Annotated in this window: 18 protein-coding genes; 7 read left to right on the forward strand and 11 right to left on the reverse strand. The window is 70.9% G+C overall.

The genetic code is table 11. The features are described 5' to 3' along the window. Positions 1 to 76: 76 nt before the first annotated feature. Together OHS57_RS26325 and OHS57_RS26330 are read right to left on the reverse strand one after the other, a co-directional pair. Positions 77 to 727: a response regulator transcription factor gene (locus OHS57_RS26325; protein WP_328583540.1), complete on the reverse strand. Its 651-nt coding sequence runs from the start codon at positions 725 to 727 to the stop codon at positions 77 to 79. After that, a complete protein-coding gene (locus OHS57_RS26330) occupies positions 724 to 1941 on the reverse strand; it encodes a sensor histidine kinase (RefSeq protein ID WP_241778462.1) in 1218 nt (405 codons plus the stop codon). The genes OHS57_RS26325 and OHS57_RS26330 overlap by 4 nt, the downstream gene beginning before the upstream one ends. 154 nt (positions 1942 to 2095) lie before the next feature. Here OHS57_RS26330 and OHS57_RS26335 point away from each other — a divergent pair, with 154 nt between their 5' ends. Then, positions 2096 to 2674, forward strand: coding sequence for a hypothetical protein (locus OHS57_RS26335; protein WP_328583541.1), 579 nt, complete (start codon positions 2096 to 2098; stop codon positions 2672 to 2674). A 42-nt stretch (positions 2675 to 2716) separates the two neighbouring features. Here OHS57_RS26335 and OHS57_RS26340 read toward each other — a convergent pair whose 3' ends face one another. From OHS57_RS26340 to OHS57_RS26350, 3 genes are all read right to left on the reverse strand, one after another. Next, positions 2717 to 3289 carry a cob(I)yrinic acid a,c-diamide adenosyltransferase gene (locus OHS57_RS26340; protein ID WP_041984308.1) on the reverse strand — a complete coding sequence of 191 codons (573 nt, stop codon included), beginning with the start codon at positions 3287 to 3289 and terminating at the stop codon, positions 2717 to 2719. A 90-nt stretch (positions 3290 to 3379) separates the two neighbouring features. Then, a complete protein-coding gene (locus OHS57_RS26345) occupies positions 3380 to 4150 on the reverse strand; it encodes an ABC transporter permease (protein WP_041984306.1) in 771 nt (256 codons plus the stop codon). Between the two features lie 12 nt (positions 4151 to 4162). Continuing rightward, positions 4163 to 4945, reverse strand: coding sequence for an ABC transporter ATP-binding protein (locus OHS57_RS26350; protein WP_328583542.1), 783 nt, complete (start codon positions 4943 to 4945; stop codon positions 4163 to 4165). An 81-nt stretch (positions 4946 to 5026) separates the two neighbouring features. Here OHS57_RS26350 and OHS57_RS26355 point away from each other — a divergent pair, with 81 nt between their 5' ends. From OHS57_RS26355 to OHS57_RS26370, 4 genes are all read left to right on the forward strand, one after another. After that, the gene (locus tag OHS57_RS26355; RefSeq protein ID WP_041984304.1) at positions 5027 to 5665 is read left to right on the forward strand and encodes a TetR/AcrR family transcriptional regulator; all 639 of its coding nucleotides are present in this window, start codon (positions 5027 to 5029) and stop codon (positions 5663 to 5665) included. A gap of 144 nt (positions 5666 to 5809) precedes the next feature. Continuing rightward, positions 5810 to 6658 (forward strand): 3-hydroxyacyl-CoA dehydrogenase family protein, encoded by an 849-nt coding sequence (locus OHS57_RS26360; protein ID WP_328583543.1) that lies wholly within the window; start codon positions 5810 to 5812, stop codon positions 6656 to 6658. Positions 6659 to 6809: 151 nt separating this feature from the next. Further along, positions 6810 to 7133 carry an STAS domain-containing protein gene (locus OHS57_RS26365; protein ID WP_041984301.1) on the forward strand — a complete coding sequence of 108 codons (324 nt, stop codon included), beginning with the start codon at positions 6810 to 6812 and terminating at the stop codon, positions 7131 to 7133. Positions 7134 to 7511: 378 nt separating this feature from the next. Continuing rightward, positions 7512 to 10103: an ATP-binding protein gene (locus tag OHS57_RS26370; RefSeq protein WP_443043097.1), complete on the forward strand. Its 2592-nt coding sequence runs from the start codon at positions 7512 to 7514 to the stop codon at positions 10101 to 10103. Positions 10104 to 10128: 25 nt separating this feature from the next. Here OHS57_RS26370 and OHS57_RS26375 read toward each other — a convergent pair whose 3' ends face one another. The 3 genes from OHS57_RS26375 to nucS all read right to left on the reverse strand — a co-directional run bounded on the left by OHS57_RS26375 (position 10129) and on the right by nucS (position 11756). Continuing rightward, a complete protein-coding gene (locus OHS57_RS26375; protein ID WP_328583545.1) occupies positions 10129 to 10563 on the reverse strand; it encodes a MarR family winged helix-turn-helix transcriptional regulator in 435 nt (144 codons plus the stop codon). A gap of 64 nt (positions 10564 to 10627) precedes the next feature. Next, positions 10628 to 10987: a DUF6204 family protein gene (locus tag OHS57_RS26380; RefSeq protein WP_328583546.1), complete on the reverse strand. Its 360-nt coding sequence runs from the start codon at positions 10985 to 10987 to the stop codon at positions 10628 to 10630. 109 nt (positions 10988 to 11096) lie between these two features. Beyond that, a complete protein-coding gene (gene nucS, locus OHS57_RS26385) occupies positions 11097 to 11756 on the reverse strand; it encodes an endonuclease NucS (RefSeq protein WP_041984294.1) in 660 nt (219 codons plus the stop codon). A 213-nt stretch (positions 11757 to 11969) separates the two neighbouring features. Here nucS and OHS57_RS26390 point away from each other — a divergent pair, with 213 nt between their 5' ends. Next, the gene (locus OHS57_RS26390) at positions 11970 to 12362 is read left to right on the forward strand and encodes an SCO5389 family protein (protein ID WP_041984292.1); all 393 of its coding nucleotides are present in this window, start codon (positions 11970 to 11972) and stop codon (positions 12360 to 12362) included. Positions 12363 to 12407: 45 nt separating this feature from the next. Here the strand turns inward: OHS57_RS26390 and OHS57_RS26395 are convergent, their stop codons facing one another. Beyond that, complete coding sequence (locus tag OHS57_RS26395) at positions 12408 to 13433, reverse strand: LLM class flavin-dependent oxidoreductase (protein ID WP_041984291.1); 1026 nt, start codon at positions 13431 to 13433, stop codon at positions 12408 to 12410. A 209-nt stretch (positions 13434 to 13642) separates the two neighbouring features. Here OHS57_RS26395 and OHS57_RS26400 point away from each other — a divergent pair, with 209 nt between their 5' ends. Then, positions 13643 to 13972: an ATP/GTP-binding protein gene (locus tag OHS57_RS26400; RefSeq protein ID WP_328583547.1), complete on the forward strand. Its 330-nt coding sequence runs from the start codon at positions 13643 to 13645 to the stop codon at positions 13970 to 13972. A 31-nt stretch (positions 13973 to 14003) separates the two neighbouring features. On the opposite strand, the gene OHS57_RS26405 is transcribed toward OHS57_RS26400, so the two are convergent. Both OHS57_RS26405 and OHS57_RS26410 read right to left on the reverse strand, forming a co-directional pair. Further along, positions 14004 to 14828, reverse strand: a complete 825-nt coding sequence (locus OHS57_RS26405; protein ID WP_041984287.1) for an ABC transporter permease — start codon at positions 14826 to 14828, stop codon at positions 14004 to 14006. After that, on the reverse strand, positions 14825 to 16003 hold the full coding sequence (locus OHS57_RS26410) for an ABC transporter ATP-binding protein (protein ID WP_328583548.1): 1179 nt from the start codon (positions 16001 to 16003) through the stop codon (positions 14825 to 14827). Before OHS57_RS26410 ends, OHS57_RS26405 begins: the two co-directional genes overlap by 4 nt. Positions 16004 to 16065 lie beyond the last annotated feature (62 nt).

Genomic DNA, 16065 nt, shown 5'->3' on the forward strand with positions numbered 1-16065 from the left:
ACCGCGGTGTGTGCGGTGAGAGTAGGAAGGTCTGGACCAATCGTCAAGAGGTCTGGACCAAAGTCGCCCGGGCCGGTCAGCCACCCAACTCCTGGGCGAGTACGGCCGCTTGCACCCGGCTGCGCAGCTCCAGCTTGGCCAGCAGCCTGCTCACATGCGTCTTGACCGTGGCCTCCGCCATCGAAAGACGCCTGGCGATCTCCCCGTTCGACAGCCCTTCACCTAGGCAGAAGAACACCTCGCGCTCCCGGCGCGTGAGCGCGTCCAGCACGCCGTCATCGGCGCTCCTGCCGCTCCGCCCGGTGGTGGGCGAGGCGAACTCGGCGATCAGCCGGCGGGTCACGGCCGGCGCGATCAGACCCTCGCCCGCCGCGACCGTCCGTACGGCCGTCAGCAGGTCCCGGGCGTCGGTGTTCTTCAGCAGGAACCCCGCGGCCCCCGCGCGCAGCGCCCCGAAGACGTACTCGTCCAGGTCGAACGTGGTCAGTACGAGCACGTCGGCCAACCGCTCGGCGACCACCTGCCGGGTCGCCGAAACGCCGTCCACCCGCGGCATCTGAATGTCCATCAGCACCAGATCGGGCCGCAGCTCACGGGCCATCGCCAGCGCCTCCACGCCGTCGGCGGCCTCACCGACCACCTCGATGTCGTCGGCGCTGCGCAGGATGAGCACAATGCCCGCGCGCACCGCCGCCTGGTCGTCGGCGACCAGCACCCTGATCGTCATCGTGTTCCGTCCCCTTCCCCGACGGGCAGCACCGCCCGTACCTGCCAGCTCTTGCCGTCGTCCGTCGCCACCGGACCCGCTTCGAACTCCCCTTCCAGCAGGGCGGTACGCTCCCGCATCCCGACGAGACCCGCGCCCGACCCCGGCGCGCGCGGCCCCGGCCGGTCGCCGTACGGGCTGCTCACCTCCACCGTCAGCGCCTGCTTGGTGCGTACGAGCGCGACGGTGACCTCGCCGCGCGCCCCGTGCTTGAGCGCGTTGGTGATCGACTCCTGGACGATCCGGTACGCGGCCAGCTCGACCGGCGCCGGCAGCTTCGCCTCGGCGTCGCGCCGGTCGTCGAGGGCGAACGTCAGCCCGCTGGGGGCGCCGTTCACCCGGGCCTGCTCCACCAGTGTGTCGAGGGCGTCCAGGGTCGGCGCCACGGTCGGTTCGCTCTCGCCTCCCGTGGTGCGCAGCAGCCCGATCAGCCGGCGCATCTCCGCCAGCCCGTCGACGCTGTTCTCCCGGATGACCCCCAGCGCCTCGCGGCTGGTGCGCTCGTCGTCCAGCGACAGCGCCGCCGTCGAGTGGATCGCGATCGCCGAGAGGTGGTTGGCCACCATGTCGTGCAGCTCCCGCGCCATCCGCGCCCGCTCGGCGGCCACCGCCTGGGTCCTGTCCACCTCGGCGAGCAGCGCGGTCTGCTCGGCCCGCAGCCGGGCCGCGTCGGCCGCGTCGCGGTGGTTGCGTACGAGTGCGCCGGTGGCCGCAGGCCCGAAGCCGACGACTCCGATGATCACCCCGAGCAGCAGCGCCTCCACCGAGTGCAGCCAGGCCACGAGCCCGATCGACAGCGCGACCGTGAACAGCGCCGTCCATCGGGGGAGCCGGCGCGCCGTGGCCGCCGAGCCGTACAGCACCGCCGCGTACACCAGGTCCGTGAACATCACGATCGTCGCGATGCTGCCCCGCGTGAACTGATCGGCGACCAGTGCGAGCGTGCCGATCACGAGCGCGGGCCCCGGCGCCGTTCTGCGCAGCAGCTCCAGCACAGCCGTGACGACTACGGGGACCAGCACCCACGCGCCGCCCAGCGGCCGGCCGGGCTGGTTCTCCACGCCGAGGCCCCACAGCAGCAGACCGCCGAGCAGGCCGGCCGTCGCGATGAGGATGTCGTCGCGGTGCGGACGGAAGGGGCCGAAGGGCCCGAAGTTCCGGAGGTCGATGCTCACCCCTCCATCAAACAGGGCACCGCGCGCACCGTCCTCCCCTTACCGGGCGAGCCTCGCTACATCGAAGGATGCAGTCACGGTTCGTCAGCGCCGACGACGATTCGCGGCGGCCCCGCGCCCAGGCTTGGAGGAACCGGAAGAGAGGTGGACAGCCGTGATCGTCACGCTGGTCGTCATCTGCGAGGTCGGCTTCTGGGTCCTGCTCGCCGCGGGGCTCCTGCTGCGCTACGCGGCCCGCAAGCCCCGGCTCGGAGCCGCTGTCCTGCTGCTCGTACCCCTGCTGGAGATCGTCCTGCTCGTCGGCACCGTCGTCGACCTGAAGAACGGCGCGACCCCGGACTGGACGCACGGCGTGGCCGCGCTGTACATCGGCTACACCGTCGCCTACGGCCACTACACGATGAAGTGGATCGACGCGCGGGTGGCCCACCGCTTCTTCGGCGGCCCGCCGCCGGTCAAGCCGCCGCGCTACGGCAGGGCGCGCGCCCTGCACGAGGCCAAGCTGTGGCTGCGTACGGTGCTGGCCGTCGCCGTCACCGCCGGGCTGCTCCAGCTGGCCATCTGGTACGTGGGCGACGCGGACAGCACAGGGCCGCTGACCGACTGGCAGCTCAGCGCGGCACGGCTGGTCGCGATCCACGGCGCCATCGCCCTGACGTACACCCTGTGGCCGAAGAAGGCGCCGAAGGGCGAGACCACGAAGGGCGAGGTTCCGCGGAGCCTGCGGCACTGACGGCGGAGGCGCTGACGGCGCAGGCGCTGACCGCCGACGGGCTCAGCGCTCGCCGCCCGGCACCCACAGCACGTCCCCGGCCTCCTTGTTCGCCGCGCGGGCGAGGATGAACAGCAGGTCGGAGAGGCGGTTGAGATACGTGGCGGTGAGCGGGTTCATCGTCTCGCCGTGCGTCTCGAACGCCGCCCAGGTCGACCGCTCGGCGCGCCGTACGACCGTGCACGCCTGGTGCAGCAGCGCGGCCCCCGGCGTACCGCCCGGCAGGATGAAACTCCGCAGCTTCTCCAGGTCGGCGAGGAACGCGTCGCAGTCCGCCTCCAGCTTGTCGATGTACGACTGCTCGACCCGCAGCGGCGGATATTCGGGGTTCTCCACCACCGGCGTCGCGAGGTCGGCGCCCACGTCGAAGAGATCGTTCTGGACCCGGACCAGGACCTTCACGATCGCGCCGGGCAGCTCGCCCAGCGCGACCGCGGCGCCGATGGCGGCGTTGGCCTCGTTGACGTCGGCGTACGCCCCGATCCGTACGTCGGTCTTGGCGGTACGGCTCATGTCGCCGAGCGCGGTCGTGCCCTTGTCGCCGGTACGGGTGTAGATACGCGTCAGATTGACCATGTGCCCAGCCTAGGGTCTCTCGTTTGGATCATGCCGGGGCACGCGAGCCCGGCATGATCCAAACGAGAGGCCCTAGGTCGCGCACAGATTCTAGGCGCCGGCCCGCCGGAAGACGCGGGTGCCGACGACGACGGCGCTGAGTGCGAAACCGGTCGCCATGAGGACGCCGTAGACCATCGCCGTACCGGCGTACTCGCCGACGTAGGCGGCCCGTACCGCGTCCACCAGGTAGCGGAACGGGACGAAGTGCGAGACCAGGTCCAGCCAGCCGGGAGCGAGCGCCATCGGCAGCATCAGCCCCGACAGCAGCATCGACGGCATCGAGATCGCGTTGACGGTGGGGCCGAACTCCTGCGGGCTGCCGACCCGCAGCGCGAGGGCGTACGACAGCGAGGCCAGCGCGACGGTCAGGACAGCGACGAAGGCGAAGCCGATGAGCACCCCGGCCAGCGGCGCCCGCAACCCCATCACCAGCGCCGCCAGCACCAGCAGGACCGACTGGAAGACCAGCAGCGCCGCGTCCCGCAGGACCCGTCCCAGCAGCAGCGCGAGCCGGCTGACCGGCGTCACCCGCATCCGTTCCGTCACCCCCAGCTGCTTCTCGACGATGACGGTGAAACCGGTGAACAGGGCGCCGAACAGGGCGAGCTGGAGCAGCAGCCCCGGTACCAGGATCTGCCAGGAGTCACCTTCGCCGCCCAGCGGAAGTCCTGTCAGCAGCGGTCCGAAGAAGAGCAGGTAGAGCAGGGGCATCAGGACGCCGAAGACCATCTGGAGCTTGGAGCCCAGGGTCTGCCGGGCGTAGCGCCCGAAGATCAGCGCGGTGTCGGAGAAGAGTGCGGACGTCAGGCCGGCGGTCATGGTCAAGGTCTCCTAGACGGCGACGGGTGTGGGGTCGGCGGGGGCCAGCTCGCGGCCGGTGATGGCGAGGAAGGTGTCCTGGAGCGAGGCATCGGGCGAGCCCGCGTAGGCCGTTTTCAGGGCGCTCGGGGTGCCTTCGGCGACGACCACGCCCCGGTCGACGACGACCAGTCGGTCGGAGAGCGCGTCGGCCTCGTCCAGATAGTGCGTGGTGAGGAAGACCGTGGTGCCGTGCTCGGCCCGGATCCGCCGGATCAGCTCCCACAGGTCCGCGCGGCTGCGGGGGTCGAGCCCGGTCGTCGGCTCGTCCAGGAACAGCACCTCGGGGCGGTGGGTCAGCCCGAGCGCGATGTCGAGGCGGCGCCGCTGCCCGCCGGAGAGCGCGCCGCACGTGCGGTCGAGCAGCCCGTCGAGGCCCAGTTCGGCGGCGAGTTCGGCGGCGCGTCCCGCCGCCTCCCGCTTGCCGAGCCGGTACAGCCTGCCCTGGGTGACCAGCTCCTCCCGGACGCTGATCTGCGGGTCGACGCCGCCGGCCTGGGCGACGTACCCGATCTTCCCGCGCACCCCGGCCGGATCGCCGAGCAGATCGACACCGGCGACGGTCGCCGCGCCACCGGTGGGCGGCAGCAGGGTGGTGAGCATCCGCAGGGTGGTGGTCTTGCCCGCTCCGTTGGGGCCGAGGAAGCCCAGGATCTCCCCGGCGGGGACGGTCAGGTCGATGCCGCGCACGGCTTCGACCGGTCCGTTCTTGGTCTGGAAGGTCCGGGCGAGCCCGGCCGTACTGATGATTGCCATGGCCCCAGAAAAACAGAGACTCCCCAAAATTGCAATGACTCCAAATTTGTAGGGAAGTAGACGAAGACTAGACTCGGGGCCATGTCCGAAGGGCTCAGAGAGCGGAAGAAGCGGCAGACCAGGCAGGACATCTCCGACACCGCCACCGGTCTGTTCCTGGAGCGCGGCTTCGACGCCGTGACCATCGCCGAGATCGCGGAGGCGGCTGACGTCTCCGTCAACACCGTCTACAACTACTTCCCGGCGAAGGAGGACCTCTTCCTCGACCGGAGCGTCGCCGTCACTGGCCGGCTCTCGCGCTTCGTACGCGGCCGGGACAAGGGGGAGTCGGCCGCCGACGCGATCCTGCGTGAGCTGCGCGAACAGGTCGAGACGGTCTCGCCGGCCATCGGGCTGATGACGGGTTACGCACGTTTCATGAAGGTGTGCCAGGAGTCGCAGGCACTCAGGGCCCGGCTGCTCTACGTCCAGCAGGACATCCAGCTCCAGCTCGCCGACACGCTCAGGGAGGAGACCGGCGCGGATCCCACCGACACACTGCCCACCCTCGTGGCGGGCCAGCTCTCCTGGGTGCACTCCACGCTCACCTCGTGGATCGGCGGCCAGATGGCACAGGAGCGCGCGCCGGGCCCCGTATCACGTGAAGCCCTGGTACTCCTGGACGACATCGAGGAGCTGCTGGGGGAGCGGGTGCTCAAGTACGCCGTGCGCGCGGGCTGATGGACCGTCCCGGTGTGATGTCCGCCATTTGGGACGTGACGCGCATCTCTTCCGCGCCACACTCCGGCCGGTGACCGCTAACCTCCGGCAGAGCGACCGAATGTAAGCACGTGTCAAGGCAGAACAAGAATCGCGAGGTGTGTCGTGGCCAGGAAACTCGCCGTCGTCGGAGCCGGACTCATGGGGTCCGGGATCGCGCAGGTCTCCGCCCAGGCCGGCTGGGACGTGATCCTTCGTGATGTCACCGATGCGGCGCTGACCAGGGGCACCGACACCATCAGGGCCTCGTACGACCGCTTCGTCGCCAAGGGCAAGCTCGAAGGCGCCGACGCCGACGCCGCGCTCGCCCGGATCACCACCACCACCGACCTGGACGCCGTCGCCGACGCCGACATCGTCGTCGAGGCCGTCTTCGAGCAGCTCGACGTGAAGCACGAGATCTTCCGCACGCTCGACAAGCTCGTACGGGACGACGCCGTCCTCGCCTCCAACACCTCGGCCATCCCGATCACCAAGATCGCCGCTGTGACCGACCGCCCGGACCGTGTCGTCGGCACCCACTTCTTCTCGCCCGTGCCGATGATGCAGCTCTGCGAGCTGGTGCGCGGCTACAAGACCAGCGACGAAACCCTCGCCGCCGCGCGGGAGTTCGCCGAATCCGTGGGCAAGACCTGCATCGTGGTCAACCGCGATGTGGCAGGCTTCGTCACCACACGGCTGATCTCCGCGCTCGTGGTCGAGGCCGCCAAGCTGTACGAGTCGGGTGTCGCGTCCGCCGAGGACATCGACATCGCCTGCAAGCTCGGCTTCGGCCACGCCATGGGACCGCTCGCCACCGCCGACCTGACCGGTGTCGACATCCTGCTCCACGCGACCGGCAACATCTACACCGAGTCGCAGGACGAGAAGTTCGCACCGCCCGAGCTGATGCGCCGGATGGTGGACGCGGGTGACATCGGCCGCAAGAGCGGGCAGGGGTTCTACAAGCACTGAACCGCGCTGACCGATTTGAGCCACCCCACCGGGTGAATTCGGTATCGGTTCGCTTACGGACGGCAACTTCCGCTGCTGTCAGACAGTCAGTCAGTTGTCATTCGACAGAACAGACAGACACGGAGCACCGAAGCACTCTCGGGGAGCGCATATGCACATCAGGGGCGACCACGCCGAGCTGGTCGTCGGGGGCCGCCTCGACGTACGCAGCGCGGCGGACGCCCGCACGGTCCTGCACTCGGCTGTCGACGACGGCGTCGGCGACCTGGTGCTCGACCTGACCGATCTGGATTCCTGGGACGCCACGGGACTCGGCGTCATCATGGGAGCCCACCGACGCGCGGGGAGGTGCGGCCGTAGGCTTGTGCTGCGCGGGGTGCCGCCCCAGATGCAGCGTCTGCTGGTGGCCACCCGACTGCACCGCATTCTCGCCATCGAGGGCGGAATCGCCGCAGAGTCACTGCCACGGGTCTGAGCACAATCCTCATAAGACCGTGACGTCTTGGACGGGGTGGTACCCCGGGTGTTCCTGGATACAGTGCTGAGGTCTAGGGTTCGGCCGTCTGCCGATCGACCGAACCACTGAATCGATCGAACCACTGACGCAGACACCGCACCGGACCAGAACCGACAGATGGGCGTGTTGTGAGGCCGGGGGAGACCTACACGCCTTGATCTGGGGGATTTGACGATGGACCCGATGAACCGGGGACCGGAAGAGAACCGTCACGACGACGAGCGGTCCTTCGAACGGCCGGACGAACGGCCTTTCGAGCGGCCGGACGAACGACTCGGCGACCAGGCGGACGACCGGGCGGACGAGCGCGCCGTGGAGCCGTACGACGAGCGTCCTGTGGAGCCGTACGACGAGCGGCCGGACGACTGGCCCGCCGAGCGGCCCGCCGAGGCCGAGGTGGCGCGGGACGCCGTCGGACAGCCCCGGCCGCCGCGCGAGCCGGTCACGCCCGCCCTGAGCCATCTCAAGGGAGCGGGTCCCGTCGCACCGCACCCCGCCCGTACGGTGCGGCTGGTCTCGGGCGACTTCCTCCTCACCGTCAACCCGGTCGACGGCACCGAGATCGAGCCGTGCCCGCCCGGCAGCAGGCCCGCCGCTCCGGTACGCCGCGACGCGGCCGACCGCGGCGCCCGCCAGCGCGCCGGACGCCCGCCCGTGCCGCCGGGCCCCGCCGCCCCGCCGCTCCCGCTGCTGGAGCGACAGGACGAACACGACCGGCTGATACGGCTGCTGGGCCGCGGCCGGTCCATACGGCTGTGCGGAGCCGCCGGATCAGGCCGCACCGCGCTGCTGGACGCCGTCGCCGCCGACTGCGCCGAGACGGCGCCCGACGGGGTCATCCGGCTCTCCGGCTACCGCCGTACCTCCGTCGAACTGCTCCACGAACTCCACAACGCCGTCTACGAGTCCGAGCTGGTCCGGCCCGACCGCCCCGAACTGCTCGACCGCGTCCGGGGCATCGGGGCCGTCGTCATCGTCGACGACCTCGAATTCGGGGGCGCCTCACTCGACGAACTGCTCGGCGCGACCCCCGAATGCGCGTACCTGCTCGCCGTGACGCCCGAGGTGAGCGCCGCTTCGGCGGAGACGGCGGTCGAGGAGATCTTCCTCGGCGGCCTCGGCCGCGGCTCGTCGCTGGAACTCCTGGAGCGCGCCGTCGAGCGGCCGCTCACCGACGAGGAGGCCAACTGGGCGGGCGACCTCTGGTTCGAGTCAGAGGGGCTGCCGCTGCGCTTCGTCCAGGCCGGCGCGCTGCTGCGCCAGCGCGACCAACTGCGCCGCGATCCGCAGATCTTCGACGAGTTCGAGCCGTTCGCGAAGCCGTCCGGCGACCACGGTCAGGAGACGACGTCCGGCAGCGCCTTCGACCCGGCGTTCGACGCCACGACCGACAGCGGCGAGGGGTACGACATCCCGCTGCCCAGCGTCGGTGAGGGCGCGGCCCCCGCCGACCTGCTCGCCTCCCGGCTCAGCGACTCCGCCCGCGCGACGCTGCGCTTCGCCGTGGCGCTCGGCGGCGAGGTGCCCCACCAGGCACATCTGCCGGCCCTGGTGGGGGACACCCACGCGGACGCCGCCCTCGGCGAGCTGATGAGCAGCGGACTGCTCTCCCCGGTCGGCTCGCGCTACCGGCTCGCGCCCGGCGTCGCCCTCCAGCTCACCGCGAAGGGCTACGGCGACGACGCCGAGGCCCAGGCGCACACCGCCGCCCAGCACTACGCCTGGTGGGTGGGGCACCCCTCCGTCACCCCCGAACGCGCGGCGGCCGAGGCGGACGCCGTTCTCGCCGCGATGGCCCAACTCGTCCCCGAACAGGGGCAGGGCAAGCCCGCGGCGGCCGGACACCCCAGCGCCGCCGTCCTGTTGGCCCGCAGCGCCGCCCCCGCCTTCCTGGCGGGCCTGCACTGGGGCGCCTGGGAACGGGCGCTGCGCACCGGCCAGGAAGCCGCGAGGATCGCCGGCGAGGTCGCCGAAGAGGCGTACTTCCACCACGAGTTGGGCGTACTCGCGCTCTGCCAGGGCAACCTCGACCGGGCCCGCGCCGAGCTGGAGGCGTCGATCGCGATGCGCGGCGCCGTCGCCGACAAGAGCGGTACGGTCGCCGGACGCCGTGCGCTGGCCCTGGTCACCGACCGGGAGAACAGCCTGACGGGGGCCGCCCCCGCGAGCGGTCCCACGGCGCCCGTCACCCCGGCGGTCGCCGCGGCCCTGCCGACCCCCGGCCTGCCCGCACTGCCGCCTTCGCGGCTGTCCGCACCCGCACCGGCCACCGCCGGCACGACACTGATCGGCGGCACACCCCCGCCGCGTGGCCGCCGCCGGCTGCTCGGCGGCGCCCGCCGCAACCTGGTCGCCGTCGGCACGGGCGCGCTGCTCGCCGCCGTACTGGGCACGGTCGTGACCCTGGGCGCCACCTCGGGCAACGACACACAGGGCTCGGACAAGGTCACCACGGAGGAGTCCACCAGCCCGGACGACGACGGCGCGGGCCTGCCCGCCGACCCGCCGGCCGACCCGTCGTCGCCGGCGGAGCAGTCCAGCGGCGACGCCCCGGGCACCCCGGGCGACACGGGCTCGTCCAGCGCACCGAGCGGCACCGGAGTCCCCACCGATCCGGACACGATGACCTCGTCCGACCCGGGCAGCCCGTCGTCCCCGTCCGACAGCCACTCGACGCCGGGCGGCCACCACTCGTCCCCTCCGGGCCACCCGACGAAGCCCACCCACTCGTCGAAGCCGCCGACAGGACCCACGGACCCGACGGATCCCACCGACCCGACGGACGGCCCGACGGATCCGACCGACCCCACGGACGGCCCGACAGGCCCGACCGATCCCACCGACCCGTCCGAGCCGGACACCTCGGCGAGCGGCACGTCGCCGGTCGTCACCGAGGGAGTGCCCCAGCCCACCGGCACGGTCGCCTAGGCCCTGCCCGGCCGCGTGACGCGCCTCAGCGGTGCTGCTGGAGAAGGCGCGTCAGCAGGGCCGTCATGTCGGTGACGTCCTCCTTGCTCCAGACCGGGGCGGCGAAGACCTCCGCCGCCGTGCGTTCTGCGGTGGCGCGCATGTCGGTCAGGCGCTCGTGGCCCGTGGTGGTCAGGGACGCGTAGGCCACCCGGGCGTCGCGGGCGTCCGGTTCCCGCGTGACCAGGCCTATCCGCTCCAGCGGCGCGAGGCCGCGGGTCACGCCCGAGGCGGTCAGGCCCAGTGCTTCTGCCAGGTCCACCCGGCGCATCCGACCGCCCGGCGCCTGGCCGAGGCGGAGCAGCAGTGTGAAGTCGGCGAGGCTCACGCCGTGCAGACCCGACAGGCTCGCGTCGAAGCGCCTCACCAGGGCCGTCTGGGCCCGTACGAGACGCAGTGCCGCATCCAGTGGCTCAGTCATTGACACCTCCTTGACCACTCAAGCATATGACGGGCTTGAGCGGCCAAGGATCGGGTGGTGTGGGTCAGTGGTCTTGCCGGGCCGCGGTGCGGCGCTGTCGTTTGCCCAGGGGGGCCTGGGAGAGGTCTTCGGCGGTGCTTCTGAGGTTCTTGTAACCGTAGCCGCGTTCGGTCAGCCACGTCTTCGCCGCCTCTTCGGCGCGTTCGGTCGCTTCCAGGATGTCCTCTTCCGCCTCTCCCGAGTCCTGGAAGCGGAAGGTGAAGGCGGACCGCGCCGCCAGGTCGTAGCTGAGGTGTCCCTCAGGGGTGAAGGCCGCGCGCAGGACGTCGTGCTCCGGAGCGCGGGAGAGGAGTTCGGCCCGCTGGTCGGTGCCGAGTCCGTCGAAGACACCGCGGACGGTGATACGGAACGTGCGAGTGCTCATCCCGCGACCCTAACGAGCGCGGTCGGCGGGGACCAGCGAGTTCCGCGTGGGCGACATGCAGCCAATCGGCGGCCCCGCCCACTCGGTGCGGGTGGGGCCGCAACTCGCCTCAGAACAGGCGGAGTTTGTCGTCCTCGATGCCGCGCATCGCGTTGTAGTCCAGGATCACGCAGCCGATACCGCGGTCCGTCGCCAGCACCCGCGCCTGCGGTTTGATCTCCTGGGCCGCGAACACGCCCTTGACCGGGGCCAGATGGGGATCGCGGTTGAGCAGTTCCAGATAGCGGGTGAGCTGTTCGACGCCGTCGATGTCGCCGCGCCGCTTCAGTTCGACCGCGACCGTGCCGCCGTCCGCGTCGCGGCACAGGATGTCCACCGGGCCGATGGCGGTGGGGTATTCGCGTCTGATCAGGCTGTAGCCCTGGCCCAGCGTCTCGATGCGGTCGGCGAGCAGTTCCTGGAGATGGGCCTCCACACCGTCCTTGATGAGTCCGGGGTCGACACCGAGCTCATGCGAAGAATCGTGAAGGACTTCTTCCATCGTGATGATCAGTTTCTCGCCCGCTTTGTTCACGACCGTCCAAGCACCGTCGCCCTCCTTCAGTGTGCACGGCGGCGACATCCAGTTGAGCGGTTTGTACGCACGGTCGTCGGCGTGGATGGACACACTGCCGTCGGCTTTGACCAGGATCAGACGGGGCGCGGAGGGCAGGTGGGCGGTGAGCCGGCCCGCGTAGTCCACGGAGCAGCGGGCAATGACGAGACGCATGGTGGGCAACGCTACTCGACTGCCGCCACCCGGCGCGATTCGCCCCTCAAGCCCCTTTCGTTTGTGGCCGGTTGTGTTCCCATTCGCCTGGTGCGGTCCGGACAGCGAGCATAACGTGGATGCAGGAGGTCGCCGGTCGTGCACGCTGCGTCGTCGGCGCCTCTTTCCCTGCCCGTAAGGCCCCACTTTGCTGGGGTCGCGAGAGGAGAACCCATGTCGCTCGACGTCTCACCGGCACTGTTGGAGCAGGCCGAGCGAGGCGAGGTCGACGAAGCGGAATTCGTCGACTGCGTCCGGACCTCCCTGCCCTTCGCATGGGAGATGATCAGTTCCCTGGTGGCACAGCTGAAGGTGGACGGCGGTCAGTTCGCCGACAACCAGACGCCGCCGCCGGACGAGCACGCACGTGGTGAGCTGTTGCGCGCACTCGCGAGTGACGCCATTCGCGGCGCACTCCAGCGGCACTTCGGAGTGCGCCTCGCGTTCCAGAACTGCCACCGTGTCGCGGTGTTCCCGCTGGACTCCTCGGTCGATGAGCGGCTTGCCCGCTTCACCTCGGTACGGGCCCAGTTGCTCAACCAGTCCCCGGAATTGCGCGACTGCTGAACCGGTCGCTCGGCGTACGGCCGGTGGCCGGCCGTACGCCGGCGGTCAGCCGAGCCGTGGCAGCACCTCGGAGCCCAGCCGCCGTACGTTCTCCTCCGTCGCCACCAGATCGCCCGAGCCCTCGACCAGCAGGGCGAAGCGGGTGATGCCGGTACGTTCCGACGTGGCCGCCAGCCGGTCGGCCGCCAGCTCCGGCGGGCCCACCGGGTGCAGGGCGCACAGCAGTTCCGTGTAGGCGACGGGATCGCGCATCGCGCGCTGCCTGCCGTCGACCGTCGTATGCGCGCCGAGCCCCTGGCGCAGCCAGCCCGGCATCGCCTTGAGCAGCGTCTCGGTCGCCTCCGCCGTGTCGTCCGCGATCTGCGCGACCCCCACCGACACATGGCGCACGGCGGCGACGGTCTCCTGACTGTGTCCGGCCGCATGGGCGTGTGCTCGCCACAGCGCGACCATCCCGGCCTTCTCCTCGTCGTCGCAGTGCATGCCCAGCAGCATCGGAAGTGCGTGCAGGGCGGCGAGTTTCACGCTTTTCGGTGACGTGCACGCGACGATCACCTCCGGGCCCTCCTGGTCGAGCAGTTCGTCGGGCCGGGGCACCACCGGCACCTCACGGAAGACGAACCGGTCACCGGTGGCCGCGACGCGCGGCTCCCGCAGCCAGCGCAGCAGCAGTCCGAGCGACTCGGGGAAGTCGTGCTCGTACGCCTCAAGACCCGCGCCGAACACCTCAAGATCCACCCACGGCCCGCCCCGGCCGACCCCGAGCGAGAACCGCCCCTCGGACAGCAGGTGCAGCAGGGCCGCCTGCTCGCCGAGCGCCACCGGATGCGCGTTCGGCAACACACTGACCGCGGTACCCACCCGGATGTGTCGGGTCCGTCCCAGCAGCAGTCCGGCGAGTGTCACGGCCGACGGGCACACCCCGTACGGCACGAAGTGGTGCTCGGCCAGCCAGACGGAGTCCAGTCCGGACTCCTCGGCGGTCTCGGCGGTGCGTACCGCCCGGTGCAGCGCCTCTCCCTGGCCCTGGCCCGGGAACTGCGCTGCCAGTACGAATGCTCCAACCCGCATCGCTTCTGCCTCCTCAAGGCCGACGCGACTCCCCCTACCGGCAATAACGCGTGACACGTGCCAAAGGCACGGCTGCGCGCGAAGTTCTTGCGATTGTCCGGTAAGTACCTCCTGTGCCTGCGCCACTCACCCGCCACAGAAGACACGTGCCCCCTCTCCCGGGCCGTAGGCTGGAGCGGAACCGTGCTTCCTGCCCCGTGAGGTGTCCTGTGTCCCCGCGCCGCAACCGCCCCCGTGGCGGCGAGAAACCGACCGAGCGCGCCGGTGAGTCCGGTGACAGGTACGGCGGTTTCCAGCGGACGGAGTCCTGGCAGGGCGAGGAGTGGTGCGTCCGCCATGTCGCGGGCGCGAGCGCGGCGGGCAAGCGGTACCGCTGCCCCGGCTGTGACCAGGAGATCCCGTCGGGGCTCGCCCATGTGGTGGCCTGGCCCGAGTACGGGGGCGTCGACGACCGGCGCCACTGGCACCAGGCGTGCTGGAACGCGAAGGACCGCCGCACCACGCGGGTGCAGCGGTCCCGTAACGCGCCCCGGTACTGAGCAAGGGCCCTGCCGGTCCGCCGTCGCGCCGTCAGACGTCCCTGCGGTCCAGGGCGAAGAACGCCCCGACCATCGCCGCCAGCGTCACCGCCAGCATGATCCACAGCGGGTCCCAGCCGGTCGGCCCCTCACCGGCGGGCCCCACCGAGTTGTCGTAGAAGACCGCGAGCTGACTCGGCACGGAGTACTCGAAGAGCGCGTCGCGCAGGCCGGAGAGCCCGTCCGAGACCATGAACAGCGCCATCACCAGCGGCAGCAGTACGACCCCGATCATGATCGTGATCGCGCCCGCCGAATGCCGGATCAGCACCCCGACGGCCAGCGACAGCAGCCCCAGCAGCGCCAGATAGAGGCCGACGCCGGCCGTCGCGCGGAACCACCGCTCACCGCCGGCCGACGGCACGTCCATGATCGTCGTCTGTAGCGCGCCCACGATGCCCGTGGTCAGCGTGGTGATCGCGAAGACCAGCAGGAAGAAGACCAGCGACTTCGCCGCCAGCACCCGCGCCCGGCTGGGGCACGCCGTCAGGGTCGTGCGGATCATGCCCGTGCCGTACTCGGCGGTCATGGTCAGCACGCCGAGGGTCATCACACAGATGGTGCTGAGCAGCACCCCGGAGAAGCCGAGGCTCAGCGCGTCCTCGTCGGTCGACGACGTGGCGTTGCTGATCACGGCCGCGAGCACGCCGACGGTGACGATCAGGAAGATCAACGCGCCGAGCGTCCACATCGTGGAACGCAGTGACCGCAGCTTGGTCCACTCGGAGGCGACCGCGTCGCTGAGGGTGGCCCGCCGCACCGGGATCGGTGAGACATAGCCGAGCGGCTGCCGCTGGTGCTGGTACGGGGTCGTCATCGGGCGTCCTCGGTCTCGTCGCGCTTCGTCGGGGCGCTCTCGGCGGCGGCCGCAGGAACAGCCGCGTCCGGAGCCGGAGCCGGGGCCGGAGCCGGGGCCGGTGTCGCCACCGGTGCCGCGTACGGGTTCTCGCCGGGCGGCGGCGGTACGTACCAGCCCTGCTGCGGTACGTCGGAGACGGCCGGCGCCGCGGCCGGCAGCGCGGCGCCGTGCGGCCCGTAGCCGGGCTGCGGCTGCTGGAAACCGGCGAGCGCGTCGGCCGTCGAGCGGTAGTCGACCGTGTGCTGCGTCATCCGCATGTACGCCTCCTCCAGCGAGGCCTGGTGCGGCGACAGCTCCCACAGCCGTACGTCGGCGTCGTGCGCCACGTCGCTGATCCGGGGGAGCGGCAGTCCGGTGATCCGCAGCGCGCCGTCCGGCTCGGGCATCACCTGGCCGCCCGCCTCGATGAGCGCCGACGTCAGCTTCTCGCGGCGCTCCGCCTCGATGTCCGCCGTACGCACCCGCGCGAAGTCGGCCGAGTTGTGCGAGATGAAGTCACGGACGCTCATGTCGGCGAGCAGCTGCCCCCGGCCGATCACGATCAGATGCTCGGCGGTGACGGCCATCTCGCTCATCAGGTGCGAGGAGACGAAGACGGTACGGCCCTCGCCCGCGAGCTGCTTCATCAGATTGCGGACCCACAGGATGCCTTCGGGGTCGAGACCGTTGACCGGCTCGTCGAACAGCAGGACCTGCGGATCGCCGAGCAGCGCCGCCGCGATGCCGAGCCGCTGCCCCATGCCCAGCGAGAAGCCCTTGGACCGTTTGCGGGCCACGTCCTGCAGGCCCACCACGCCCAGCACCTCGTCGACCCTGGTCGCCGGGATGCCGGAGAGCTGGGCCAGCGACAGCAGGTGGTTACGCGCGGTGCGGCCGCCGTGCACGGCCTTCGCGTCGAGCAGCGCGCCGACCTGGCGCGGCGCGTTCGGGAGCTGCCGGAAGGGGTGCCCACCCACCGTGACATGACCGGAGGTGGGCTGATCGAGCCCCAGGATCATCCGCATCGTCGTGGACTTGCCGGAACCGTTGGGGCCCAGAAAACCGGTGACGGTGCCCGGGCGTACCTGGAAAGAAAGGTTGTACACGGCCGTCTTGGCGCCGTAGCGCTTCGTCAGGCCGACTGCCTCGATCATTCTCCAGCCCCATCGACAAGGTCAGGTCGTCGGGGCAATGGCCGTCCCCCGGCCGAAGGCCC

Origin of the sequence: Streptomyces sp. NBC_00370, from assembly GCF_036084755.1 — a bacterium.
Lineage (GTDB): Bacteria > Actinomycetota > Actinomycetes > Streptomycetales > Streptomycetaceae > Streptomyces.